This window comes from Aestuariimicrobium sp. p3-SID1156, from assembly GCF_025144225.1.
GTDB lineage: Bacteria > Actinomycetota > Actinomycetes > Propionibacteriales > Propionibacteriaceae > Aestuariimicrobium.
In genome coordinates this window covers 94,214-116,967 of the sequence record NZ_JALXXB010000004.1, presented here as the reverse complement: position 1 = coordinate 116,967, position 22,754 = coordinate 94,214, and the positions used below count along the sequence as shown (strand labels likewise).

At 67.4% G+C, this 22,754-nt stretch carries 26 protein-coding genes; 9 read left to right on the top strand and 17 right to left on the bottom strand.

Annotated features, from left to right (window positions below; genetic code table 11):
* Positions 1-6: 6 nt before the first annotated feature.
* Complete coding sequence (locus M3G03_RS06935; RefSeq protein WP_259808960.1) at positions 7-399, top strand: META domain-containing protein; 393 nt, start codon at positions 7-9, stop codon at positions 397-399.
* Here M3G03_RS06935 and leuA read toward each other — a convergent pair.
* Entirely contained in the window at positions 383-2,107 is a 1,725-nt protein-coding gene (gene leuA, locus M3G03_RS06930) for a 2-isopropylmalate synthase (protein WP_259808959.1), read from the bottom strand. The two genes, M3G03_RS06935 and leuA, sit on opposite strands and share 17 nt — an antisense overlap.
* Before the next feature lie 190 nt (positions 2,108-2,297).
* Here leuA and M3G03_RS06925 point away from each other — a divergent pair, with 190 nt between their 5' ends.
* Genes M3G03_RS06925 through M3G03_RS06915 form a run of 3 tightly spaced genes read left to right on the top strand, consistent with a single transcriptional unit; the run spans position 2,298 to position 5,158 of the window.
* Positions 2,298-3,743, top strand: a complete 1,446-nt coding sequence (locus M3G03_RS06925; protein ID WP_259808958.1) for an amidohydrolase — start codon at positions 2,298-2,300, stop codon at positions 3,741-3,743.
* Between the two features lie 3 nt (positions 3,744-3,746).
* The gene (locus M3G03_RS06920) at positions 3,747-4,136 is read left to right on the top strand and encodes an META domain-containing protein (RefSeq protein ID WP_259808957.1); all 390 of its coding nucleotides are present in this window, start codon (positions 3,747-3,749) and stop codon (positions 4,134-4,136) included.
* 2 nt (positions 4,137-4,138) lie between these two features.
* The gene (locus tag M3G03_RS06915; RefSeq protein WP_259808956.1) at positions 4,139-5,158 is read left to right on the top strand and encodes a DNA ligase; all 1,020 of its coding nucleotides are present in this window, start codon (positions 4,139-4,141) and stop codon (positions 5,156-5,158) included.
* A 52-nt stretch (positions 5,159-5,210) separates the two neighbouring features.
* Here M3G03_RS06915 and era read toward each other — a convergent pair whose 3' ends face one another.
* The 4 genes from era to M3G03_RS06895 are packed head-to-tail and all read right to left on the bottom strand — an operon-like array spanning position 5,211 to position 8,891.
* Complete coding sequence (gene era, locus M3G03_RS06910; protein ID WP_259808955.1) at positions 5,211-6,170, bottom strand: GTPase Era; 960 nt, start codon at positions 6,168-6,170, stop codon at positions 5,211-5,213.
* Entirely contained in the window at positions 6,160-7,467 is a 1,308-nt protein-coding gene (locus M3G03_RS06905) for a hemolysin family protein (RefSeq protein WP_259808954.1), read from the bottom strand. The genes era and M3G03_RS06905 overlap by 11 nt, the downstream gene beginning before the upstream one ends.
* A 3-nt stretch (positions 7,468-7,470) precedes the next feature.
* Positions 7,471-7,929, bottom strand: a complete 459-nt coding sequence (gene ybeY, locus M3G03_RS06900) for an rRNA maturation RNase YbeY (RefSeq protein WP_259808953.1) — start codon at positions 7,927-7,929, stop codon at positions 7,471-7,473.
* Positions 7,926-8,891, bottom strand: a complete 966-nt coding sequence (locus tag M3G03_RS06895) for a PhoH family protein (protein WP_259808952.1) — start codon at positions 8,889-8,891, stop codon at positions 7,926-7,928. The genes ybeY and M3G03_RS06895 overlap by 4 nt, the downstream gene beginning before the upstream one ends.
* Positions 8,892-9,008: 117 nt before the next feature.
* Between M3G03_RS06895 and M3G03_RS06890 the strand changes: the two genes are divergently transcribed.
* Positions 9,009-10,310: an MFS transporter gene (locus M3G03_RS06890; protein WP_259808951.1), complete on the top strand. Its 1,302-nt coding sequence runs from the start codon at positions 9,009-9,011 to the stop codon at positions 10,308-10,310.
* A 27-nt stretch (positions 10,311-10,337) separates the two neighbouring features.
* Here the strand turns inward: M3G03_RS06890 and M3G03_RS06885 are convergent, their stop codons facing one another.
* Positions 10,338-10,790, bottom strand: coding sequence for a DUF5709 domain-containing protein (locus M3G03_RS06885; protein WP_259808950.1), 453 nt, complete (start codon positions 10,788-10,790; stop codon positions 10,338-10,340).
* A 152-nt stretch (positions 10,791-10,942) separates the two neighbouring features.
* Between M3G03_RS06885 and M3G03_RS06880 the strand changes: the two genes are divergently transcribed.
* Positions 10,943-11,650, top strand: coding sequence for a queuosine precursor transporter (locus M3G03_RS06880; protein WP_259808949.1), 708 nt, complete (start codon positions 10,943-10,945; stop codon positions 11,648-11,650).
* A complete protein-coding gene (locus M3G03_RS06875; RefSeq protein WP_259808948.1) occupies positions 11,643-12,029 on the top strand; it encodes a thiol-disulfide oxidoreductase DCC family protein in 387 nt (128 codons plus the stop codon). The genes M3G03_RS06880 and M3G03_RS06875 overlap by 8 nt, the downstream gene beginning before the upstream one ends.
* Positions 12,030-12,036: 7 nt before the next feature.
* Here the strand turns inward: M3G03_RS06875 and M3G03_RS06870 are convergent, their stop codons facing one another.
* The 7 genes from M3G03_RS06870 to hrcA form a co-directional block, all read right to left on the bottom strand.
* Complete coding sequence (locus tag M3G03_RS06870) at positions 12,037-12,606, bottom strand: hypothetical protein (protein WP_259808947.1); 570 nt, start codon at positions 12,604-12,606, stop codon at positions 12,037-12,039.
* Between the two features lies 1 nt (position 12,607).
* The gene (locus tag M3G03_RS06865) at positions 12,608-13,090 is read right to left on the bottom strand and encodes a sigma-70 family RNA polymerase sigma factor (protein WP_259808946.1); all 483 of its coding nucleotides are present in this window, start codon (positions 13,088-13,090) and stop codon (positions 12,608-12,610) included.
* A gap of 123 nt (positions 13,091-13,213) precedes the next feature.
* Positions 13,214-14,542, bottom strand: coding sequence for a DUF222 domain-containing protein (locus tag M3G03_RS06860; protein ID WP_259808945.1), 1,329 nt, complete (start codon positions 14,540-14,542; stop codon positions 13,214-13,216).
* A gap of 158 nt (positions 14,543-14,700) precedes the next feature.
* Entirely contained in the window at positions 14,701-15,930 is a 1,230-nt protein-coding gene (gene tgt, locus M3G03_RS06855; RefSeq protein WP_259808944.1) for a tRNA guanosine(34) transglycosylase Tgt, read from the bottom strand.
* Positions 15,927-16,685: a 16S rRNA (uracil(1498)-N(3))-methyltransferase gene (locus M3G03_RS06850; protein WP_259808943.1), complete on the bottom strand. Its 759-nt coding sequence runs from the start codon at positions 16,683-16,685 to the stop codon at positions 15,927-15,929. The genes tgt and M3G03_RS06850 overlap by 4 nt, the downstream gene beginning before the upstream one ends.
* On the bottom strand, positions 16,685-17,860 hold the full coding sequence (dnaJ, locus tag M3G03_RS06845) for a molecular chaperone DnaJ (protein WP_259808942.1): 1,176 nt from the start codon (positions 17,858-17,860) through the stop codon (positions 16,685-16,687). Before dnaJ ends, M3G03_RS06850 begins: the two co-directional genes overlap by 1 nt.
* A gap of 10 nt (positions 17,861-17,870) precedes the next feature.
* Positions 17,871-18,881 carry a heat-inducible transcriptional repressor HrcA gene (hrcA, locus tag M3G03_RS06840; RefSeq protein ID WP_259808941.1) on the bottom strand — a complete coding sequence of 337 codons (1,011 nt, stop codon included), beginning with the start codon at positions 18,879-18,881 and terminating at the stop codon, positions 17,871-17,873.
* Between the two features lie 88 nt (positions 18,882-18,969).
* Between hrcA and M3G03_RS06835 the strand changes: the two genes are divergently transcribed.
* Complete coding sequence (locus M3G03_RS06835; RefSeq protein ID WP_259808940.1) at positions 18,970-19,875, top strand: MBL fold metallo-hydrolase; 906 nt, start codon at positions 18,970-18,972, stop codon at positions 19,873-19,875.
* Positions 19,872-20,489 (top strand): hypothetical protein, encoded by a 618-nt coding sequence (locus tag M3G03_RS06830; RefSeq protein WP_259808939.1) that lies wholly within the window; start codon positions 19,872-19,874, stop codon positions 20,487-20,489. The genes M3G03_RS06835 and M3G03_RS06830 overlap by 4 nt, the downstream gene beginning before the upstream one ends.
* On the opposite strand, the gene M3G03_RS06825 is transcribed toward M3G03_RS06830, so the two are convergent.
* From M3G03_RS06825 to M3G03_RS06810, 4 genes are read right to left on the bottom strand one after another with little or no spacing between them, the layout of a single operon-like run.
* Entirely contained in the window at positions 20,455-20,736 is a 282-nt protein-coding gene (locus M3G03_RS06825) for a type II toxin-antitoxin system RelE/ParE family toxin (protein ID WP_259808938.1), read from the bottom strand. The two genes, M3G03_RS06830 and M3G03_RS06825, sit on opposite strands and share 35 nt — an antisense overlap.
* A complete protein-coding gene (locus tag M3G03_RS06820) occupies positions 20,733-20,993 on the bottom strand; it encodes a type II toxin-antitoxin system Phd/YefM family antitoxin (protein WP_259808937.1) in 261 nt (86 codons plus the stop codon). The genes M3G03_RS06825 and M3G03_RS06820 overlap by 4 nt, the downstream gene beginning before the upstream one ends.
* Positions 20,994-21,046: 53 nt before the next feature.
* Positions 21,047-21,970 (bottom strand): hypothetical protein, encoded by a 924-nt coding sequence (locus M3G03_RS06815; RefSeq protein WP_259808936.1) that lies wholly within the window; start codon positions 21,968-21,970, stop codon positions 21,047-21,049.
* Positions 21,970-22,752: an inositol monophosphatase gene (locus M3G03_RS06810; protein WP_259808935.1), complete on the bottom strand. Its 783-nt coding sequence runs from the start codon at positions 22,750-22,752 to the stop codon at positions 21,970-21,972. Before M3G03_RS06810 ends, M3G03_RS06815 begins: the two co-directional genes overlap by 1 nt.
* Positions 22,753-22,754 lie beyond the last annotated feature (2 nt).

Sequence of the window (22,754 nt, the reverse complement as noted above, 5' to 3'; positions counted from 1 at the left end):
CCGAAGATGCTCAGCAGATCCAGTTCCGTCAAGCTTGTGGGGACTCTTCTACTCGCCCTCACCCTGGCGTCCTGCACCGACTCCTCAGGGGTCAAAGGCAACTGGCAGCTGGCCAGCCCTGCCGCCGACCTGCCGGAGGGGGCCACGCTCAAGACCGAGGACTCCCGGATCAGCTGGTACGACGGCTGCAATACCTACGAGGGCCACTATGAGCTCAAGGACGGACGCCTCGTGGTCAGCGAGGTCCAGTCCACCGCGGCCGGCTGCCTCGGTCCGAAGGCAGAGGCAGCCGAACGCTACGTCTCAGTCATGATTGGCAACCCGACCTACCGCCGCAATGGCTCCAAGCTGGAGCTGAGCCGCGGCGATCGGACGCTGACGTTCAGCCCGCGCGGTTGACCGCAGCCACCACGGCCTTCAGGGACGCGGTCAGGATGTCGTGGTCGACTCCCACGCCCCAGAGCACCTGGGTGTCGTCGCCCTCGCCGACCTCGGCCTCGACGTAGGCCGCAGCCTGGGCGTCACCGCCTGCGGTGAGGGCGTGCTCGGAGTAGTCCAGGACGCGAACCTGGATGCCCAGGTTGCCCAGGGCGTCCACGAACGCTGACAGCGGGCCATTGCCCTCACCCTCGATGGTCTGTTCCTCACCACGGAAGCGCACGGTCGCCTGCAGCGAGTAGCGACCGTCCTGGCTTGTCTGACGCGAGGCGACCAGCTGGAGCGGCTCGGTGGCGGCCAGGTACTCGGTCTGGAAGGCGTCCCAGATCTGGGCCGGGGTGATCTCGCCGCCCTGGCTGTCGGTGTGGGACTGCACGACGCGGCTGAACTCGATCTGCAGGCGGCGGGGCAGGTCCATCTTGTACTCGGACTTCATGATGTAGGCCATGCCGCCCTTGCCGGACTGGCTGTTGACCCGGATCACGGCCTCGTAGGTGCGTCCGACGTCATGCGGGTCGATGGGCAGGTAGGGGGCCTCCCAGGCGATCTCGTGCAGGCCCTTGCCCTCGGCCTCGGCCTGGCGCTCGAGTGCCTCCAGGCCCTTCTTGATCGCGTCCTGGTGGGAGCCGGAGAAGGCGGTGTAGACCAGGTCGCCGGCGTAGGGGTGGCGCGGGTGGACCGGCAGGCCGGTGCAGTACTCGACGGTACGACGCACCTCGTCGATGTCGGACAGGTCGACCTGCGGATCGATGCCCTGGCTGAACAGGTTCAGCGCCAGGGTGACCAGGTCGACATTGCCGGTGCGCTCGCCGTGGCCGAACAGGCAGCCCTCGACGCGATCGGCGCCGGCCATCTGGCCGAACTCGGCGGCTGCCACGGCAGTACCGCGGTCGTTGTGCGGGTGCAGGGAGACGGCCACGTTCTCCCGGTTGTCGATGTGACGGGTGAAGTACTCGATCTGGTCGCCGTAGGTGTTCGGGGTCGACCGCTCGACGGTGGCGGGCAGGTTGAAGATGATCTCGCGGCCGTCGCCGGGCTGCCAGACCTCGGCGACCCGGTTGCAGACCTCGACAGCGAACTCGGTGGGGGTCTGGGTGAAGATCTCGGGGCTGTACTGGTAGCCGAACTCGACATCGGCCAGGTTCTGCTCGGCGTACTTCATCACCAGTTCGGTGCCCTGGGTCGCCAGCGCGATGCACTCGGCCTCGCTCATCTTGAACACCACGCGACGGAACAGCTCTGCGGTGGCGTTGTACATGTGGATGGTGGCGCGATGGGCACCGACCAGGGACTCCGAGGTGCGCGAGATCAGGTCCTCACGGGCCTGGGTCAGTACCGAAATGGTGACGTCCTCGGGGATGGCGTCATCCTCGATCAGGTGGCGAACGAAGTCGAAGTCGGTCTGGGAGGCCGAGGGGAAACCGACCTCGATCTCCTTGTAGCCCAACTTCACCAGCAGGTCGAACATGCGGCGCTTGCGGGCAGGGGTCATCGGGTCGATCAGGGCCTGGTTGCCGTCACGCAGGTCGGTGGACAGCCAGCGGGGGGCCTTCTCGATGCGCTTGGTGGGCCAGGTGCGGTCCGGCAGCGAGATCGGCTCGAAGGGGATGTAACGGCCGAACGGCATCGGGCTGGGCTGCTGCACGGGGGTCGGCTGGGGGCGAGGCATGATGTGTTCCTTCACTAGGAGTGGTGGAGCGGCAGGGCAGGTCGAACTCCGCAGCGAGGGGGCCGCAGGATCACTGGGCCTCGCTGCGGCAGTGAAGGAGCCGCCGACCACACATGTCCCACAACCTACACTCCTGTCCACGGTGCGGATGGGAATTCCACAGTGCGGCCATTGGGGATTGACTGTTCCCATGCCCGGCTCGATGACCATCACCAATGTCCGCCACCTCGACCTGACCAGCGGAATCGTCGGTGAACCCACGGACCTGCACATCGCCGGGGGCATGATCACGCGGATGGCACCGGAGCGGGCTCGTGTCATCAATGCCGATGGTGCAGTGATCATGCCCGGCCTCTGGGACGCCCACGTCCACATGTCGCAGTGGGCCACCAGCTCGCGATGGATTGACGTTTCGGCCGGGTCGAGCGCGGTGGAAGTGGCGGCGATCCTGGCCGAGAAGGTCGATGCGGTGCAGGACGACGTGGTGATCGGTTTCGGCTTCCGCGACTCCACCTGGCCCACACCTCCCACCGCCGAGGCACTGGACGCCGTGACCGGGCAGCGTCCCTGCGTCCTCATCAGTGGTGACGTGCACTCGGTGTGGGTCAACAGCGCCGCCATCGACCGGTTCGATCTCGGCGAGTGCGACGGGGTCCTGCGCGAAGAGCCCGCTTTCGCGCTGCAGCGTCGCCTGCAGCAGGTCTCCGACGATGTGCTCGACCAGTGGGTCGCGGATGCCGCCTGCCGGGCCGCCGAGCTCGGGATCGTCGGCATCTACGACTTCACGATGGAGTGGAACATCGGCCACTGGGCCCGCCGCTTCGGCAAGGGCTTCGAGACGCTGTGCGTTCGTGCCGCGACCTACCCGAAGTGGCTGGACCAGTTCGAGGAGGAGGGCCTGCACGGCGGTGACCTGCTGGGCACTGACCTGTTCGCGGTCGGACCGCTGAAGATCATCTCCGACGGATCGCTCAGCTCAGGCACCGCGTGGTGCCACGACCCCTATGGGACGCACGAGCACGGTGTGGCCACCGTTGACCTGCCCGAACTCGTCGAGCTGATGGGACGCGCCCGGTCCGCGCGACTGGAGTGTGCCGTGCACGCCATCGGGGACCGCGCTCTCGCCCAGGCCCTCGAGGCCTACACCGAGACCGGGGCCCGCGGCAGCATCGAGCACGCCCAGCTCGCCCAACCCCAGGACGTCGCCCGCATGGCTGACCTGGGCATCCGCGCCAGCGTGCAGCCCGCCCACCTGCTGGACGACCGCGACGCCATGGACTTGCTGTGGGCTGATCGCGGTGAGCATGCCTTCCCGCTGCGCTCGCTCCGGGACGCCGGGGTGGAGCTCGCCTTCGGCTCCGATGCCCCCGTCGCCTCCCTGGACCCCTGGCTCGCCATCGAGGCTGCCGTCCGGCGCAGTGGCGACCGACGCGCGGCCTGGCACGCCGAACAGAAGCTGACCGTCTCCGAGGCGCTCCTGGCGTCCACCCGTGGGGTGAAGTCACTGGTGGTCGGGGCCGAGGCGGACATCGTGCTGCTGGACCGCAACCCCTTCGAGGTGAACGAGACCGAGTTGCGCCGGGTGCGTCCGGTGTTGACCATGGTCGGCGGGCACATCACCTGTGACAAGCTGTAGGGCATGAAGAAACTCGGCCTGGTGCTGCTGTCGGTCGTGCTGATGTTGGCGGGTTGCACGTCGGACGAGCCGCGCATCGACGGTTCCTGGGGAGCGGTGGAGATCACCTCGCAGCAGGCCGCGCCGCGAGTGGAGATGGTGGAGTTCAACATCCTGGGCAAGGAGCTCACGGGCAGCGACGGCTGTGGCCCGATCAAGGCTCGCGTGGAATTGCGCGATGGGAAGCTCCTCGTCGGACCCATCGCCACCGATGGCAACACGTGCTCAGGTGACGCCGCGCAGACCGCCCAGGTCGTGCAGGAGCTGCTCAGGGCCCAGCCGGAGGCGTCCGTGGTTGAGGGCGTGATGCGGCTGAAGGCGGGTGGCACCGAGTTGGTGCTGGAGAAGCGCTGAGCATGGAGCCGATGCTGGCGACCCACTCCCCCACCGGACGGATTCCCCCCGGGGAGCAGTGGGTGCACGAGGTCAAGTGGGACGGCATCCGGCTGATGGCAGATGTCCGTAGTGGTGAACTGCGTCTGACGAATCGGCGCGGGATCGACGTGACCGTGGCCTACCCCGAGCTTGGCTGGGCAGGTGGGATGCCCGAGGACGTGCTGCTGGACGGCGAGGTGGTGGCGGTCAACCCGGATGGGACCTCCAACCTCAAGGCGATTGCGCCCAGGATCCACCTGCGTGACCCCAAGCGCATCGCCCAGATCGCGGCAGCGCGTCCGGTGCAGTACATGGTCTTCGACGTGCTTCGGCTGGAGAGCCGGGACCTCACTCGTCTCCCCCTGGGCGAGCGCCGGGAGCTGGTGGAGGGCTTGGGGCTGGAGGCCAATGGCTCGTCCTGGCAGGTCCCTCCGCAGTACGACGACGGGGAGCTGCTCAGCCAGGTCACCCTCGATGCGGGCCTGGAGGGTGTGATCTCCAAGCGCCGCGACTCCCCCTACCTGCCCGGCACGCGGTCAACGAATTGGCTGAAGGTCCCCCACCGCACGGAGTTCGTGGGCGTGATTGGCGGCTGGGTTCCCGAGACCGATAACCCGAAACGCCTCGGCGCCCTGTGGATCGGGCATCCGCACGACGAGGAGTCCTTTCCGACAGACGGGCTCCTCTACCCGATCACGCGCGCCGGCTCGGGGCTCTCGAGCGCCGTGCGCGACGAACTGCTCGGCGTGCTGACGAGCATCGAGGTGGACGCCTGCCCGTTCGTGCCGCGCCCGACCGGCCCCGAGCTCAAGAGGGCGCACTGGGTCGAGCCCATCCTCTGCATCCAGGTCCGCTTCCTCGGCCAGCCCGGCTCCTTCAGCCTCGACAACGCCGCCAGTGCACCGGAGGCTGGACAGCTGCGCCAACCCGTGCTGAGGAGACTTCGCCCCGACGTGACGCCGCTGGAGGCGCCGTATGTGGAGGTCGAGGAGCCGGTCTAGGACTCGTTTCCGGCCAGGGGCCAGCTCGTCCCGGCCCCTGACCGACGGAGGGTTAGAAGCCCAAGCGATTCAGGAACTTCGGGTCCCGCTGCCATTCCTTCATGACCTTGACCTTCACGTCCAGGTGCACCGGGGTCCCCAGCAGCGCGCTGATCTGCATCCGCGCGTTCGTCCCGATCTCCTTGAGGCGGCTGCCCTGGTGGCCGATCACGATGCCCTTCTGCGAGTCCCGCTCCACGACCATGGACGCGAAGATGTCGAGCAGCGGCTTGTCCTCCGGGCGTCCCTCGCGCAGGCCCATCTCGTCGATCACGACCGTGATCGAGTGCGGCAGCTCATCGCGGACGCCCTCGAGCGCGGCCTCACGGATCAGTTCTGCCACCAGCGTCTCGGTGGGCTCGTCGGTGATCTGCCCCTCCGGGTACCAGGCCGGCCCTTCCGGCAGCAGGCTGACCAGGACGTCCTCGACGTCGTCGAGCTGGTCATTGCTGACCGCGCTGCAGGGGACGATGTGCTCCCAACGGATGCCGAGTTCCTCCTCGAGGCCGTGGATGGCCAGGAGGTGTTCACGGAGGCGTTCCTTGCTGATCAGGTCGGTCTTGGTGGCCAGTGCCACCAGCTTGGGCCGCTTGCGGAGCTTGGAGATCTCCCGGACCAGGAAGGTGTCACCCGGGCCGATGCGCTGGTCGCTGGGTAGGCAGACACCGATGATGTCGACCTCGTCCCAGGTGGAGCGAACCAGGTCATTGAGGCGCTCGCCGAGCAGGGTGCGCGGTTTGTGCAGGCCGGGGGTGTCGATGATCACCAGCTGGGCGTGCGGCCGGGTGACGACGCCGCGGATGGCGTGGCGTGTGGTCTGCGGCTTGGAGGAGGCGATCGCGATCTTCTCCCCCACCAGCGCGTTGGTCAGCGTCGACTTGCCGGCATTGGGGCGTCCGACGAAGCAGACGAAGCCCGAGCGGAACGGGACCTCCTCAGGCTGGCCCTGGTGGTCGTGGACGTCATTCTGCATCGGCCGTCTCCTCGGCGTCGGGGTCGAGCTCAGGTGCCGGACGGACCAGGCAGGTGTCGATCTGGTGTCGGCGTCCGGTGGCCTTCTCGGCGGTGATCTCCAGACCCTCCCAGATGATCTGGCTTCCGGGGATGGGGACGACCGACAGCAGCTTGGCCATCAGGCCTCCGACGGTTTCGACATCATCATCGTCGGCCTGCTTGCCGAAGAGTTCAGCCATGTCATCCACCGGCATCCGAGCACTGATCCGGTAGGTGCCCTCACCGAGGTCATCGGTGTGGGTGGGTTCGGCGTCATATTCGTCGACGATCTCGCCGACGATCTCCTCCAGGATGTCCTCGATGGTGGCGAGTCCTGCGGTGCCGCCGAACTCGTCCACGACCAGCACGATGTGGTTGCGGTCGCGCTGCATCTCCTTGAGGACCTCATCCACCGGCTTGGAATCAGGCACGAAGCTCACCGGACGCACCAGTTCACCAACCGTCTCGGAGGTGGCGGCCTGGGCGTTGTCGAAGATGCGGCGGGTGATGTCCTTGAGGTAGACGATGCCCTGCACCTCATCGAGACCGTCGGCCCCCACGACCGGAATGCGGCTGAATCCGGAGCGCAGCGCCAGCGACTGGGCCTGGCGCAAGGTCTTGTCGGAGCTGATGAACACCACATCGGTACGCGGGACCATGACCTCCTTGATCAAGGTGTCGCCCAGCTCGAAGACCGAGTGGATCATCTTCCGTTCGCCGGCCTCGATCAGGTCGGTCGCCTCGGCGATGTCGACCATCTCGCGTAGTTCGGCCTCCGACGAGAACGGTCCGTCGGCGAAACCTCGGCCCGGGGTGAGCGCATTGCCCAGCAAGATCATCAGCTGGGGGATGGGACCCAGGACTGCATTGAGCGCGGCCAGGGGGCCAGCAAGGGACAGGGCCACCCCGTCGGCTCGTTGGCGTCCCAGGGTGCGGGGGGCGACCCCCCACAGGATGAAGGAGACGATCACCAGCACACCGATCGCCACCAGCAACTCCACCCACAGGACGTCGAGGTGGTCGAAGACGACCATGCTGGTGAGCGCGATCGTGGTGGTCTCACAGACCGTGCGCATGAACATCGCGGTGTTCACATAGGGGGCGGGGTCCTCCGCGATACGGAGGACGCGCACAGCACCGCGCTTGCCCTCTTCGGCGAGCCGTTGGGCGCGGGAGCGGGACATCGACTGCAGCGCGGAGTCGGCCGCGGCGAACAGACTGGCGAGGATGGCGCTGACCAGTGCGATGGCCAGCAGGGTCCATTCCTGGACGGTCACTGGTCAGGCACCTGGCCTCTCGCGCTGCCAGGCAGCAATGATCTTGTCGTTGAGGCCGAACATGACCGCCTTCTCCTCCGGCTCGGCATGGTCGTGGCCGAGCAGGTGCAGCAGACCGTGGATCAGCAGGTACTCGGCTTCCTCCTCAGGGCGGCGTCCGTTTTCGGCGGCCTGGCGATGGGTGACCTGGGGGCAGATGACGATGTCGCCGAGCATGCCCAGGGCTGGGTCGGCGTCCGGATCGGGGCTGCGCAGCTCATCCATGGGGAAGCTCATCACGTCCGTGGGGCCCGGCAGGTCCATGAACCGCTCGTGGTAGTTCGCCATGGTCGCTTCGTCGACCAGCAGGATCGACAGGTCCGACTGCGGGTGGATGCGCAGCTGGTCCATCGCGAACCGTGCCAGCGCGACCAGCCCCTGCTCGTCGGCGACTTCACCGGACTCGTTGTTGATGTCGATCATCGGTGGCCCTCCTGACCGCGTCGCGCGCGGGGTTCGTGCGGGCGGGGGGTGGCGTCGATCTCGTAGTTGTCGTAGGCCTGGACGATGCGACTGACCAGCTTGTGGCGGACCACATCGTGGTTGGTCAGCTGGCAGAAGGCGATGTCGTCGAGCCCGTCGAGGATGCGCTGCACCTCGCGCAGGCCGGACTTCTGCCCACCGGGCAGATCGATCTGGGTGACGTCGCCGGTGACCACCATCTTCGCCCCGAAACCGAGACGGGTCAGGAACATCTTCATCTGTTCCATCGAGGTGTTCTGGGCCTCGTCGAGGATGATGAAGGCGTCGTTGAGCGTACGCCCGCGCATGTAGGCCAGCGGGGCGACCTCGATGGTGCCGCTGGTGAGCAGCTTGGGAACCGACTCCGGGTCGACCATGTCGTGCAGCGCGTCATAGAGGGGACGCAGGTAGGGGTCGATCTTGTCGTTCAGCGTGCCCGGCAGGAAGCCCAGCTTCTCCCCGGCCTCGATGGCCGGGCGCGTGAGGATGATCCGGTTGACCTGCTTGGCCTGCAAGGCCTGGACGGCCTTCGCCATGGCCAGGTAGGTCTTGCCGGTACCGGCCGGACCGATGCCGAAGACGACCGTGTGCAGGTCGATGGCGTCCACGTAGCGCTTCTGGTTCAGCGTCTTGGGGCGGATCGACTTGCCGCGGGTCGAAAGGATGTTCTGGGTCAGCACCTCGGCGGGGGCGATCTGCTCAGGTGTGCCGGTCATGGAGACGATGCGCTCGACCAGTTCTGCGGTCAGGCCCTGGCCCATGCGCAGGATGGTAACCATCTCGGTGAGCACGTCGACAGCGAAGCTGATCTCCTCCGCGCTGCCCTCGAGGGTGACGATGTTGCCGCGAACGTGGATGCTGGCGTCCAGTTGCTTCTCGAGCAGGCGCAGGAATTCATCGCGCGGGCCAAGGACGTTCACCATGGGGATCGAGGTCGGGATCTCGAATTGTCGGGTGCTCAGGGTGTCCTCCGTGTCTGGGTGTGCGTCCGATTCTATGCGACCTGTCGCACAGCCGGGTCGAGCAGGTAGCCTCGCGGGGTGCCCGCTCGCCTCCGATCGATTCTCGCCGACACCAGGCCACTCCAGCACCCCGATTTCCGGCGTCTGTGGTTCGCCTACATCATCACCACGATCGGCGCGCAGCTGACGGTGGTCTCGGTACCGGCGCAGATCTGGGCGATCACGCGGGATTCGGGCTATGTCGGGCTGACCGGACTGTTCGGGCTGGTGCCGCTGGTCGTGTTCGGCCTGTGGGGCGGTGCCATCGCGGACGCCTTCGACCGGCGGCTGGTGCTGCTCGTCTCGACACTCGGCCTGATCGTGCTGCAGTTCCTTTTTGCCGCGCAGGCCTTCTTCGAGTGGCACAACGTCTGGGTGATCCTGGGGCTGTTCGCCGTGCAGCAGGCCTTCTTCGGGCTCACCTCCCCTGCGCGGATGGCGATCCTGCCCGCCCTGGTACCGCGTGAGCTGCTACCCGCCGCGAACGCCCTCAACACGACGGTGATGACCTTTGGCGGGATCGCCGGCCCCCTGGTTGGGGGCATGCTCATCCCGGTGCTGGGCTTTGCGCTGCTCTACTTCGTGGATGGGCTCTTCCTGCTGGCAACCCTCTACGCCGTGATGAAGCTGCCACCCATGCCGCCGATGGCCTCCGACAGTGGGGCGAGGCGCTCGGTCGGGATGCGTTCGATCGCCGAAGGTCTGCGCTACACGCTGGCGAATCGGATCATCCTGATGAGCTTCGTGGTGGACCTGATCGCCATGATCTTCGGCATGCCGCGGATCCTGATCCCGCAGATGGCCGACGTCGACTTCGGGGGCCCGATCGAGGGTGGGTGGCGCCTGGCAGTGCTGTTCGCGGCGATGCCGGCCGGCGCCTTCCTGGGTGGCGTCCTGTCGGGATGGGTGTCGCGAGTCGAGCGCCAGGGCAGGGCCGTGACGGTCGCGATCGTCGTGTGGGGCTTGACCATGGTCGGCATGGGCTTCGCTGTCTGGCAGGCACAGGGACGCATCTGGCCCTGGCTGTGGGTGGCGGTCCTGTTCTTCGCGCTGGGTGGAGCGGCGGACATGGCCTCGGCCAGTTTCCGGCAGACGATGCTGCTGACTGCCGCGACCGATGAGGTGCGCGGACGCATCCAGGGCGTCTTCCTGGTGGTCGTGGTCGGCGGGCCGCGCATCGCGGACCTGATCCATGGACGCCCCGCAGCCAGCATCGGCGCGGGCCCCACCACGATGTGGGGCGGTGCGCTGGTCGTGGCGGGGACGATCCTCGCGGTGGCGCTGGTGCCGGCCTTCTGGCGCTACCGCACGAACAGTCCGGCGCGGGTCTCCCAGGACTGATCAGGCGCTGAGGAGTATTCGGGCCGATCAGTATTCGGGGTCGTCGCCGTCGACGTGGGTGTCGTCGATGATGTGCATCGCCGCTTCCTCAGCGCAGGCTGCGCCACCGTCGAGGCCGACGTCCCGGCCGATGGACTCCGGCTCGTGGTCGGGGCTGTCGTAGCCGTCCGCGTGGCCGATCAGGCGTCCCGCACGCTTGGCGCCGACCTCACGGCGCTCGCGGAGCGGGTTCCAGTCAGCGTCAGGGTCGGGGAGCTCACGGTCGGGTTGCTCCTGCTTGATGCGCATCTCGAGGGTCTCACCCTCCCGCATCTCACGAGGAGTGTTGCCGAAGCCCTGCAACGGCGAGTACTGGTCGGGGGGAATGATCCCCTCGTCCAGCAGGTCGTCGACGCCCCTGTCAACCAGGGTGTCGGACGCCTGGAGCTGGTCGACCTCGCGTTCACTGCCGAGGTCCGGGATCTCGAAGTCAGGTGCCATGCAGAGATTCTGCCACCCGCCCCGGCACCGTGGAAGAAGCCCCGCTGCTCAGCCCTCCGAAGGGGTGTCATAGGGTGGGTGCATCTGGGCCTGTTGACCCTGAGATCGGTCTGATGAGGCCTCGGCACGGGTGTCGGCCCTACACTGCTGCGGTGACCCAGACCGTTGAGGCCCCCCACCAGTCCCCCGCCTACGCCAGCCGCGGATCGTCCCATTTCGACATCCTCGTCGCGCTGATGGCGGTGGTCATCGTGCTGTCGAACATCGGCGCGTCCAAGGGTGTCGTCCTCGGCCCGATCATCACCGACGGCGGTTTCTTCCTGTTCCCGATCGCCTACATCGTCGGCGACGTGATCAGCGAGGTCTACGGCTTCAAGGCGGCGCGGCGGGCGACGCTGATGGGCTTCGGCGCAGCTCTGTTCGCGGTGGTCTGTTTCTGGATCATGATCAAGCTCCCCGGCTTCACCGATGACTACGGCGTCGCCAAGCAGGCCGCCCTGGAGGGCGCCCCCGGGCCTGTCTGGCAGATCGTGCTGGCCAGCGTGCTCGGCTTCGTGGCGGGCCAGCTCTCGAACGCCTGGGTGATGAGCCGCCTCAAGGCCCGCACGCACGAGCGCGGGCTGGTGCTGCGGCTCATGGGTTCGACCGGTGTCGGCGAGGCGCTGGACACGATCATCTTCTGCACCATCGCGGCCAGTGCGATCGGCATCACCAGCTTCGGGCAGTGGGCCAACTACACCTTCTTCGGTTTCCTGTGGAAGACGCTGGTGGAGTACGCCTTCGTGCCGGTGACCCGGCTGGTGATCGGCTGGCTGAAGCAGCACGAGCCGAGCTACCAAGAGGCCTTGGCCAGTGCCTGAGCTGCCCCCGTTGCCGGTGATGCTGCACGATGCGGATTGCGGCTTCTGCTCGCGGTGTGCGCGGCTGGTACCCCGGCTGGGCTGCCGGATTCGGGTGTCCTCGCTGCAGTCGGAGGACTTGCTGGCGCTGGGTGTTGACCCGGAGCGGGCGATCGTGGAGATGCCGGTGGTGCTGTCGACCGGGCGGGTGGCGTGGGGTCACCAGGCTTGGGCCGAGATCCTTCTCACCGGCACCCTGCCTTTGCGAGTGATTGGACGCGTGCTAGGTGCGCGGGTGATGCGGCGTCCCGCGGCGGCGGTGTACCGATGGGTGGCGGGCAATCGTCACCGGATGCCGGGCGGCTCGGCGGCGTGTGCGCTGCCGGTCGAGCGTCCGTGACTGCCCATCAACAGTCCTTGACTCGCAGCCGTACCCATCGGGAGTCGCCGCGCCGCTTCACGGTGAGCTCGCATCTGGGGTCCTCCCCCTTGACCTCGTGAATTGGCGCTCCGCGTGAGGCCACCGTGGACGAACCGTCAGGCCAACTTCCCCGCCAGATGGCAAAAGCCTTGTCCTGGATCGCCACGATGTCGCAGGTCACCTCACCCAATTTGGCACCGGGCGTCGGAGGCTCCTGCCCCTGTTCCCAGAAGTAGGTCCTTCCGCCCCAGTAGAGCAGTCCGCTGTAGCTGGCCAGAGTCTTCTCGCCATTGGGAGGAGGCGTGGGAGTCGGGCACACCACCCCTGAGGTCGACGTCCCCGATACCGCTGGCGATGTCGCCGGGGTGGCTGGGACGGCATCGGGCCGATTCACCCACCAGTAGCCAGTGGTGCCACCGACCACCACGGCGAGGGCAGCAGCCAGCCCGCCCTGGATGGCTGTTGCCCGGCGGCGTCGCCGGCGTCCCTCGCGCATCACCTCATCAAGGTCGACGGGGACGATGGGTGGAACGAGGTCATTCAGTGTCTTGGTCATCTCACTCCTCCAGGAGGTCAGCCAGGTCGGTGCGCAATCGCAGTCGCGCCAGCGCACGCGCGTCCTGGGTGGTGACGGTTTGCTCGCTGCAGCCGACGAGGTCGGCCACCTGCTTCACGGGGAGATCATCGATGTGGCGCAGGACGACGATCATGCGTTGCTGGTTGCTGAGTCCGGCGAGCGCCTCCAACAGGGCTGCACGCTCCAGATGAAGGTCATCACGATGTGGCGCATCATGGACCTGCGAGGTGAGGAGCTCGCGTCGCCCCCGCAGCTGGCTTCGCCACAGGTTCAGCAGGATGGTGCGCACGTAGGCCTCGGGGGAACGGGCACGCCCCACTCGGGAACGGTGTTGGTAGGCGCGGACCAGCGTTTCCTGCACGAGGTCTCGTGCGAGCTCGACCTCGCCGGACAGGCCCCAGGCGGTACGTGACAGTCGAGGCTGCAATTCCTCGGCCAGCGCGACGAAGGCTTCGTCATCCACGCCGTCACCCCCCTTCACCCAGACAAGACGCAGCGGGCCAGTGTTTCGTCAACAGCCTCCCGTATCCACATCTGGGCATGTCGATGGCCCGCCGGGGTGAGCGGCGGGTGCGGCAATGCAGTGTCAGGCGGCGGCCGCCATGCGTTGGGTACCGGAAGGTGTGACGACGTACTGGAAGCCGAGCGGCGAGGTCCAGAGGAAGACGCCCGGCTCAGGCTGGGCGACCTGCCAACCGCCATGGGTCTTCGCTCGATGCGCCTTTCGGGACAGCGGCCCGAGGTTGTCCGGTCTGGTCTGTTCCTTCACCCCGGGTTTGAACGCCCGGGTGTGGTCGAGGTCGAGCCGGCGACTTCGGCGGTTCGAGAAAGGGAAGACCTCGTACTCGTTACGCAGCGTGACCCACTCCCGCATTCGCGGCGGGCACTCGTAGGCGTCCGAGGGAACCAACTGCTCTGGGTCGAGGACGGGGCGGACCTGCACTCGGGTGTGACCGAGCAGGTCCTTCAGCCACCCCGCCAGCAGCGGCCCGATACCCTCGACCCGGGCGAGCCCACAGCCGCTGCCGACGGTCTCGTCGGTCAGGTGGACCACGAGGTCAGCGCGGGGCATGAGCTGGTCGGCAGGAACAGTCACCGAACCGCAGGTGTGGCCACGCAGGCCACGACTCGGGCACTCAGCGTCCTCGATCTCGGGCAGCTCGTCGAGCAGGGAAGCCTGTAACAGCTGCAATGCCCAGGCCGGGGAGGCCAGCACGCCCAGCGCCAGTGCCCGTCGGATCTCGAAGGTCTCGGTGTTGCCGCCCTGGCCGAGGATTCCGGCCAATCGGTTGAGCTGGGCGTTCAGGAAGATTGCATCGGCCGCGTCGAGTCGGGCGTCCACGTCGGTGATGCCGAGGTGGGAGTCGCCGATCCTGACACCGCGGGAGTTCCGCCTGCGCTCGTGCTCGTCCTGGGCTGCCTCGCCGTTCATCTCCATCACGCGGGCACGGATCAGTTGCTCAAGCCGCTTCCAGGACATGGTGTCGAGGACAGCATCCAGTTCGGCGTCCAACTCGCGACATTGCAGCAAGGTCAGGTCGAGAGTGAGTGCCGAGACCTCACGCGCCTGCCAGACCCGCATGTCAAGGTCGGCGACAGCTTGCCAGACGGACGGAAACCGGGAGCGGATTGCCAGCGCATCGCGCAAGAGCAGGCGGGCGCTCAGGTCGTCCATGCCCAGACCGGCCGCCAGTTCGAGGCTGCAGAACTCCGCGACCTGCGACGTTCCCTCGCCACCCCACTGGACCAGCCGCTCCGTGCCCTCAAGGACTGGCCCATCGTCAGGCACCCATCGGTACTCATCGGCCCAGTCAGCAACCATCGCGAACTGCTCCGCCTCGGCTTCGTGCTGCTTCAGTCGCGCGAGTCGCAGATTGATCATCTTGCCTCGCGCCGCAGCAATGCTGAATGTCATGCCCCCACCCCCGCGTCGAACACCTGTACCAATTCTATCGTGGGGACAGACTCATTCAAGGGCCAGCGCGAAGATTTTTGGGGTACTCCGAGGGCAGACTGCTCGGGATCCGTATCGATCTCGACGTCGACGAGGATTCGGGCGACGAGGAAGCCGAATCAGCCCCGCGAGGCGTAGAACCGACCCAGGAACTCCTCGCGGTAGGCGTCGAAGTCACCGGACTGCATCGACTCGCGGGTCCGGTCCACCAAGCGCACGGTGAACCGCTCGTTGTGGATCGTCGCCAGCGTGGAGGCCAGCATTTCCTTGGCCTTGAACAGGTGGTGCAGGTAGGCCCGCGTGTAGTGGGTGCAGGTGTAGCAGTCGCAGCCCTCCTCCAGCGGCACGAAGGCCCGCCGGTTGGCCGCGGTGTTCACGTTGTAGCGACCGTCCGCGGCATAGATAGCCGCATTGCGGGCCACGCGGGAGGGGTTGACGCAGTCGAAGGTGTCCGCGCCGGCCGCGCACGCCGCGAAGAGGTCGTCCGGCTCGGAGATCCCGAGCAGGTGTCGTGGCTTGTCGAAGGGTAGTTCCTCAGCAACCCAGCCGACAATGGTGCCGAGGTTCTCCTTCTCCAGCGCACCACCGATGCCGAAGCCGTCGAATGTCTGCCCGTTGACCTCCATCGACCCCAGGTCCCGGGCGGCCTTGCGGCGCAGGTCCTCGTATTGGGCACCCTGCAGGACGCCGAAGAGCGCCTGGTAGGGCTTCCCCACTCGCTCCTCGGTCAGCGTCCGGTGCGCGGCCAGACAGCGCTCGGCCCACAGCCGCGTCCGCTCCAGGGACTCCTCCTGGTAGGCGCGGGTGTTCATCAGCGTGGTCAGCTCGTCGAAGGCGAACATGATGTCGGCGCCCAACTCGTGCTGGACCCGCATCGACACCTCGGGAGTGAACCGGTGCCTGGTTCCGTCAAGGTGCGACTTGAAGGTCACGCCATCGTCATCGACATGAGCCAGGCGTTCCTTGCCCTCGGCGATGACCTGGTCATCAGTGACCCGCTCGGTCTCCATCGCCAGGACCTTCTTGAACCCGGCGCCCAGGCTCATGACCTGAAAACCGCCCGAGTCGGTGAAGGTGGGGCCCGACCAGTTCATGAAGCGTCCCAGACCACCGGCCTCATCGACCAGGTCGGAGCCCGGCTGCAGGTAGAGGTGGTAGGCATTGGCCAGCACCGCCTGCGCCCCCAACGCCGCGACATCATCGGGGAGGACGGCCTTCACCGTCGCCTTGGTGCCCACGACCACGAAGGCCGGGGTCTGGATCTCCCCATGCGGCGTCCGAATGGTCCCGGTTCGACCGAGCCCGTTGTCCAGGACGGCGCCGGGAGCGAAGCCGAACTCCTCACTCACCGGCTGGCCGCCTGCCCTGCCAACAGCTTCAGTTGCACCAGCGCCACCGCCCCAGCCGTGGACGCCCGCAGGACACCGTCGCTGATCAGTACCGGCACGGCGCCCAGTTCGCGCAGTTCGGTGATCTCCTCCGGCGAGATCCCGCCCTCAGGACCGACGAGCACCGTGACCGGGCCCTCGGAGGGTAGCTCGACCGACGCGATCGACTGCTCGGCCTCCTCATGGGCCACCAGCACCAGCCCGCCCACCCCGCGCAGGTAGTCGAGGACGGTCCTGGGCGTCAACACCGCCGGGTGCACGCGCGGCACGCTCAGTCGGCGCGACTGCTTGGCTGCCTCCCGCGCCGTCGACCGCCACTTGGCCAGCGCCTTGTCCGCCTTGGCATCCCACTTCACGATCGAGCGACGCGACTGCCAGGCCGCCACCTCGTCGACGCCCACCTCAGTCATCAGTTCCAGCGAGAGCTCGCTGCGATCGCCCTTGGCCAGGCCCTGCACCACATGCCACTGGTACCTCGACGAGCCCTGGGCACCCAGCACCTCCAGCACCGTCCCGGAGACCCGGGAGCCGACGACCTCGGTGACCTCCACCCGCACGCCCGCCCCCGCCCCGTCGGAGACCAGGATGGTCTCCCCCGGTCGGGTCCGCTTCACGGTCGCGGCATGGCGGGCCTCGTCGCCCTCGAGCAGGAACACCCCACCGACAGCGGCAGTGCGGACCCGCTCGGGGTCGCCGAGGTAGAGGGCATCGGTCATCAGCTGAAGGCTTCCTTCAAGCGGTCGAACATGCCCTTGTTGTGCTTATTGGTGCCGACGTTGGCCTCCACCGAGGTCTCGTGGCGAGACTCGGCGAGCTGGCGCAGCAGCTCACGCTGCCGATCGTCGAGCTTGGTGGGCGTCTGGACGATGAAGGTGATGCCCAGGTCGCCGCGTCCACCGCCACGAAGCCTGGGGACGCCCCGGCCGGACAGCGCCACGCGGGTCCCCGACTGGGTCCCAGCTGGCACCTCCACGCGGACGCTCCGGTCAGCAGGCTCGGAGTCCTCGCGCTCGGCCTCCAGGGTCTTCACGTCGATCGACGTGCCCAGGGCGGCAGCAGTCATCGGGATGGTGAGCACCATCTCCAGGTCGTCGCCCTCGCGGGTGAAGACCTCGTGCGGTGCCACGACCAGCTCGACGTACAGGTCGCCGGCAGGACCACCGCCCGGCCCGACCTCGCCCTGTGACTCCAGGTGGATGCGGTTGCCGGTGTTCACACCGGCAGGGATCTTCACCGAGATGTTGCGCTTGTGGCGCACCCGACCCTCGCCCGAGCACTCCCCACAGGGATGCGGGATGACCGTGCCGTAACCGCGGCAGGTCGGGCAGGGCTGGGAGGTACGAATGTCACCCAGGAAGGAGCGTTGCACCTGGGTGATGTCTCCGCGTCCATGACAGGTCTGGCAGGTGACCGGCTCGGAGCCCTCCTCCGCGCCGGTGCCCGAACACTTGGGGCAGAGCACGGCGGTGTCGACGGTCAGGGGCTTGGTGACGCCGAACGCCGCCTCGGCGAGGGTCAGCGGTTGCCGCACCAGGGCATCCTGGCCGCGTCGCGTCCGAGAGCGCGGGCCGCGCTGGGTCTGGGCGCCGAACATGGCGTCCACGAGGTTGGTGAAGTCGAAGCCGCCAGCGCTGCCGAAGCCGCCGAACCCGGCGAAGGGGTCACCGCCGCCACGACCGGTGGGGTCGCCGCCCCGGTCGTAGATGGCCCGCTTGTTGTCGTCGTGGAGGACCTCGTAGGCCTCCTGGACCTCCTTGAACTTCTCCGCGGAGTCCTCGCCCGGCGACACGTCGGGGTGGTACTTCATGGCCATCTTGCGGTAGGCCTTCTTGATCTGCTCAGCGCTGGCGTCACGGGCGACGCCCAGCACCTCGTAGTAGTCACGACTCATCAGAGTGTGCTCATCCTTCCGAGAGGAAACGGCCGACGTATCGTGCCACAGCACGCACGGAGGCGATGGTCGACGGGTAGTCCATGCGGGTGGGGCCGACGACGCCCAGATGGGCCCAGGTGTCGCCGGGGTCGCCGTAGGTGCTGGTCACCAGGGAGGTGGCGCGCAGCGGTTCGTAGGGGTTCTCCTGGCCGATGCGCACGGTGACGTCGTCCACCGCGCTCTCGCCCAGCAGGCGCAGCAGCACGACCTGTTCCTCGAGTGCCTCCACCACGGGCTGGATGGAGAGCTCGAAGTTCATGCCGTAGCGGGTCAGGTTCGGCACTCCCGCGACCACGATCCGGTTGCCGGGGTCGGTGGCCAGGATCTCCAGCAGCGTCGCCACCACCGTCGCGACCGGGCCACGCTGGTCGGGGGTGACGTCGTCAACAGCGTGCTGGAGCCGTTCGGCCGCGCTCGAGGGGGCGTGGTCCACGATCGCCGCGTTCACGCGCTGGCGCACCTGGGCCAGCTGCTCCTCGGTGTGGGCGGGGAGCTCGATGACGCGCTGCTCCACGCGTCCCGAACTGGTGATCAGCACCACCAGCGCCCGATCGACATTGAGGCTGACCAGCTCGACGTGCTTGACGACTGCAGCCGAACTGGTGGGGTACTGCACGATCGCCACCTGCTGGGTCAGCTGGGCCAGCAGCCGCACGGTGCGGGTCACGATGTCCTCGACGTCGATCGCGCCAGCCATGAAGGCCTGGATGGCGCGTTTCTCGGCTGCGGAGAGCGGTTTGACCTCGCCCAGCCGGTCGACGAAGAGACGATATCCCTTGTCAGTGGGGATGCGGCCGGCGCTGGTGTGCGGCTGGGTGATGTAGCCCTCCTCCTCCAGCACGGCCATGTCGTTGCGGATGGTGGCCGGCGAGACACCCAGCTGGTGTCGCTCCACGAGGGCCTTCGAGCCGACGGGCTCGCGGCTCGACACGTAGTCGGAGACGATGGCGCGCAGGACGTCCAGCTTGCGATCGTCCATGTCCCCTCCGTTCGTTGAATCCGCAGCCTCTTGGCACTCACGACAAACGAGTGCCAGTGTACTCGCACTTCATGGCAGGCTTGGGGTTGTGCAATTCTCCCTGGGAACCTGGACTCCTGTCACCGACAACGTGTGGGTCATGGCCTGTGACCCGGCAGGTGTCAACATCGGCCTGGTCGCCGGCAGCGACCAGGTGTTGCTCATCGACACCGGCTCCAGCCCGGAGCAGGGACGCCAGATCGCCGCGTCGGTACGCGATCTCCTCGGGCGCGGCGTTGACCACGTGGTCATCACCCACGCCCACTGGGACCACCTCTGGGGCCTGGCAGGTTTCGAGGGTGTCACCTCCCACGCCCACGAGAGCGTCGAATCCAGCGTCGAGGACGCCCGCGGCGAGGCAATGGCCGAGCTTCGCGCAAAGCTGAACGTGGACGCCGACGAACTGGTCGCCCCGTCGAATCCACTCTCCCTCGTGCGAGCGCTGGACCTGGGTGACCTGCGGGTCGAACTGCTGCATTTCGGGCCCGCGCATACCCAGGGCGACCTGCTGGTGTCGATCCCGAGCCGCAAGGTGTGGTTCACCGGCGACCTGCTCGAAACCTCCGGCGACCCCCAGTTCGACGAGACCTCGAGCATCGAGACCTGGCCGATGGCCCTGGACGGCATCCTCGGCGGAGCCACCGACGAGCACCGGTACGTCCCCGGGCACGGGCCTGTCGCCACGCGCATGGACGTCTTCGAGCAGCGCGCCAACATCTCGATGCTCTACGGCGCTGGCGAACAACTGGTGCGTCGCGGCGTCAAGCTCGATGCTGCTCTGAAGGCCATCGACAATCCACTGGACGAGAACGGCAACCCGCGCCCCTCCGCGTCCGAATGGGAATGGCCCTTCTCGACCGAGACCGTCAAGGCAGCCCTGCCCAAGGTCTACGCGGAGCTGGCCGCGCACGGGATGACCCCGCGCACCCAGCTGCCCCTGCTGGGACGGATGTGACCACGGGGTTCCTGCAACGCCTCTTCGGGCGCGAGAACGCCCAGCCCGCTGCAACCGAGCCTGCGACCGAGCCCGACCCGGAGCTGTTCGCCCGCACTCTGGAGCGCGCGGCGTACTACCGCTTTACGCCGCGACGCACTCCCGTTCCCCAGGACGTGTCGCAGTACGGGTACGGCTGGGAGAGCTTCGTCCAGGACCCACTCCCCCAGCTGCTCCAGCTGGAGGACTTCGACGGATACCTGTTCGACAAGGTCTTTGACTGGGACGCGGAGTTCGTCGAGGATGACGACTCCTACCCGACGCGGCTGGAGGAACTGGCACGAGCAGCCGGCACGTGGGACCAGGTCAGTGATGTCTTCTGCGAGCTGGACAACGACGCCGGCACCGGCATTTTCCGCTACCGGGTGGGCGGATGGCACAGAGAAGCGGAGTTCGACCTCGACGGTGACTGGGCTGATCCAAACCTGGCGATGGACATGCAGATCGACGTCTGCCCGGATGACCACGTGATCGTGTGGCACGAGGACACCGTCATCTTCTGGTTGCCGACTCACCTCGCTGACGAGTTCGAGCAGGAGATCAGGTCAGCGCCGCTTGGTCAGCGCGACCTGTAGACCTCTCGACGGTGCCCCACGCCAGGACGAGCACGACGAGAACCTGGTCGCGGATCTCGTACACGATGCGATAGTCCCCCGTCCGGACTCGCCACTCCCCGTCACCGCCGACCAGCTTCTTGGCCCCCGGTGGCCGGGGGTCGTCAGCCAGCAGCTCTACTGCTGCCTGGACCCGGCGGCGAGCCGCGGGGTCCAGCTTCCGCAACTGCCGCGCGGCCTGCGGGCTGACCCCAATCTGAGAATTCACGCGAGACCCAGGTCACGCTTGACCTGCTCCCAGGGGATGGTCCCGCTGGTTTCGATCTCGGCGCGCGCCGCGCTCGCTGCCTCAATGTCGGCGAGGTCCTCGGCAGCCTCGATCAAGCGATCCAGGTCATTGGCGTCGATGACCGCCGCCACGCGCTGACCACGACGAGTCAGATAGACGGGGCGGTGATGCACGCGCGCCTCGTCCACAACATCCGCGAGACGGGCACGAGCATCAGTGACAGTCAGTTCGGTCATGCACACACTGTACGCCTGAATGTCTGAAATGTACATTTCGTTACACTCGCGGGCTACTCCCAGTCAGCCAGCAATTGGCGCTGCTGTTCCACCTCGCCAGCGGCGTCCGAGAGTTCCGCGGCGGCCAGGTCGGCGGCCTCGGTCGTCTCCGTCAGCTTGTCATCGGCGGCCTTGAGCGCCGCGAGCGCTTCGTCGACCACCGACTGTGCTCGGTCGCGGGCTTCGGCGGCGCGTTCCTGTGCCGAGACTGCCTTGGCGTGGCGCTGCTCGGCTCGCTCCTGTGAACGTTCGAGGTTGGCCAGCAGTCGCTCGGCTCGCTCTCGTTCAGCTCGGCGCTTCTCCTCCCCCCGGCGGCGTTCCTCTTCGGGATCCGGCTCGGCTTCGGGCGGCAGGTCGGGCACCACCGACAAGTGCGAACGGTCACGCTTCCCCTTCACTGGGGCGATCGAGGCCGGGTCGGCGGCCAGTGCGCGGTCGAGGTCGACCGGTCCGAACCCGGCATAGCTGAGGGCGCGTGCCAGGGTCCCGGAGCGCACAGCCTGTTCGGCGTCCGGGTCAGCGAGGGCAGCGGTCAACGTTGAGCGGACTTCGTCCAGACTGGCCGGGCTCGCAGTCACGCCTTCCTCCGCCAGCATGGCGGACAGCTCGCGGACCACGGCCTCCTCGAGGGCACGTCGCTGCTGGCCGAACTCGGCCAGTTCGCCCACGCTCAGCGCGGCTTGCGCCTCGCGCATGGGTTCGCCGAGGTCGAGGAATTCCTCCAGTGCCGGCAAGGGTTTGCGGATTGCGCGGTTGAGGTAGCTGGCAGCCACCGTCGGACGCCGCAGCGCCTGGATCTGGGCAGCTTCTTCCTTGCGTTTGAGGGTTCTCGCCTGCTTCACCCACGCGTCGCGGCGGCCGGTGAACTCACTGGGGTCGAGCGAGTAGAGCTCGTCGGCGATCGCGTGCAGCGGCGGCAGGACGGGTGCGCCCGACATCAGCCGATGGTGGGCCACTGGGTGCGGACGCGCTCGGCCAGTGCCTGGGTGGAAGCACAGAACAGACCCGGCCCGGAGTAGCCAGCGGTGTAGGGCTCACCGGTACGGGTCAGCACCGCTCCCCCGATCTCGGCCAGCAGGAGCGAGCCGGGAGCGTGGTCCCAGGGCTTGACGTTCACATACACGAGGTAGTCGGCGATGCCGTCAACCACGTTTGGGTAGTCGACCCCGCAGCACCAGGCGCTGCGGCTGACCGTGCCGAGGAAGGGGTCCTCCATCCCCCACCACCTGCTCCGGGAGGTGCGGCCGTCTGGCGCATCGACGATCTCCCCGGGGTCGCGCCGTGGGATCAGCTGCCCGTTCCTGGTGGCGCCGGCGCCGCGCTCGGCGACATAGGCCCGGTGGTGCTGGGGCTGCCAGATCCAACCGCGCGTGGTCTCTCCCCTGCGCAGCTCGGAGACCATCACGGCATGGTCAACGCTGCCCCGCGCAAAGTTCCGCGTCCCATCAACCGGGTCGACCAGGAAGACATGGTCGTGCTGTTCGATGCCTTCCAGCAGGGCTGGGGTGGCGAAGACGGCCTCCTCGCCGATCACCACGGCGTCCGGGTGCGCGGCGGCGAGCTCGCGGGTGAGGATCGCCTCGGATTCCTGGTCGGCGATGGTGACCAGGTCCCCGGGCCGCTTCTCGACGATGTCCTGCTCGGCCAGGGCACGGAACCGGGGGTTGATGACCTCTGCTGCCACCTCCTGGATGAGTTCCAGTACCGCCTCGGTGTCCATGC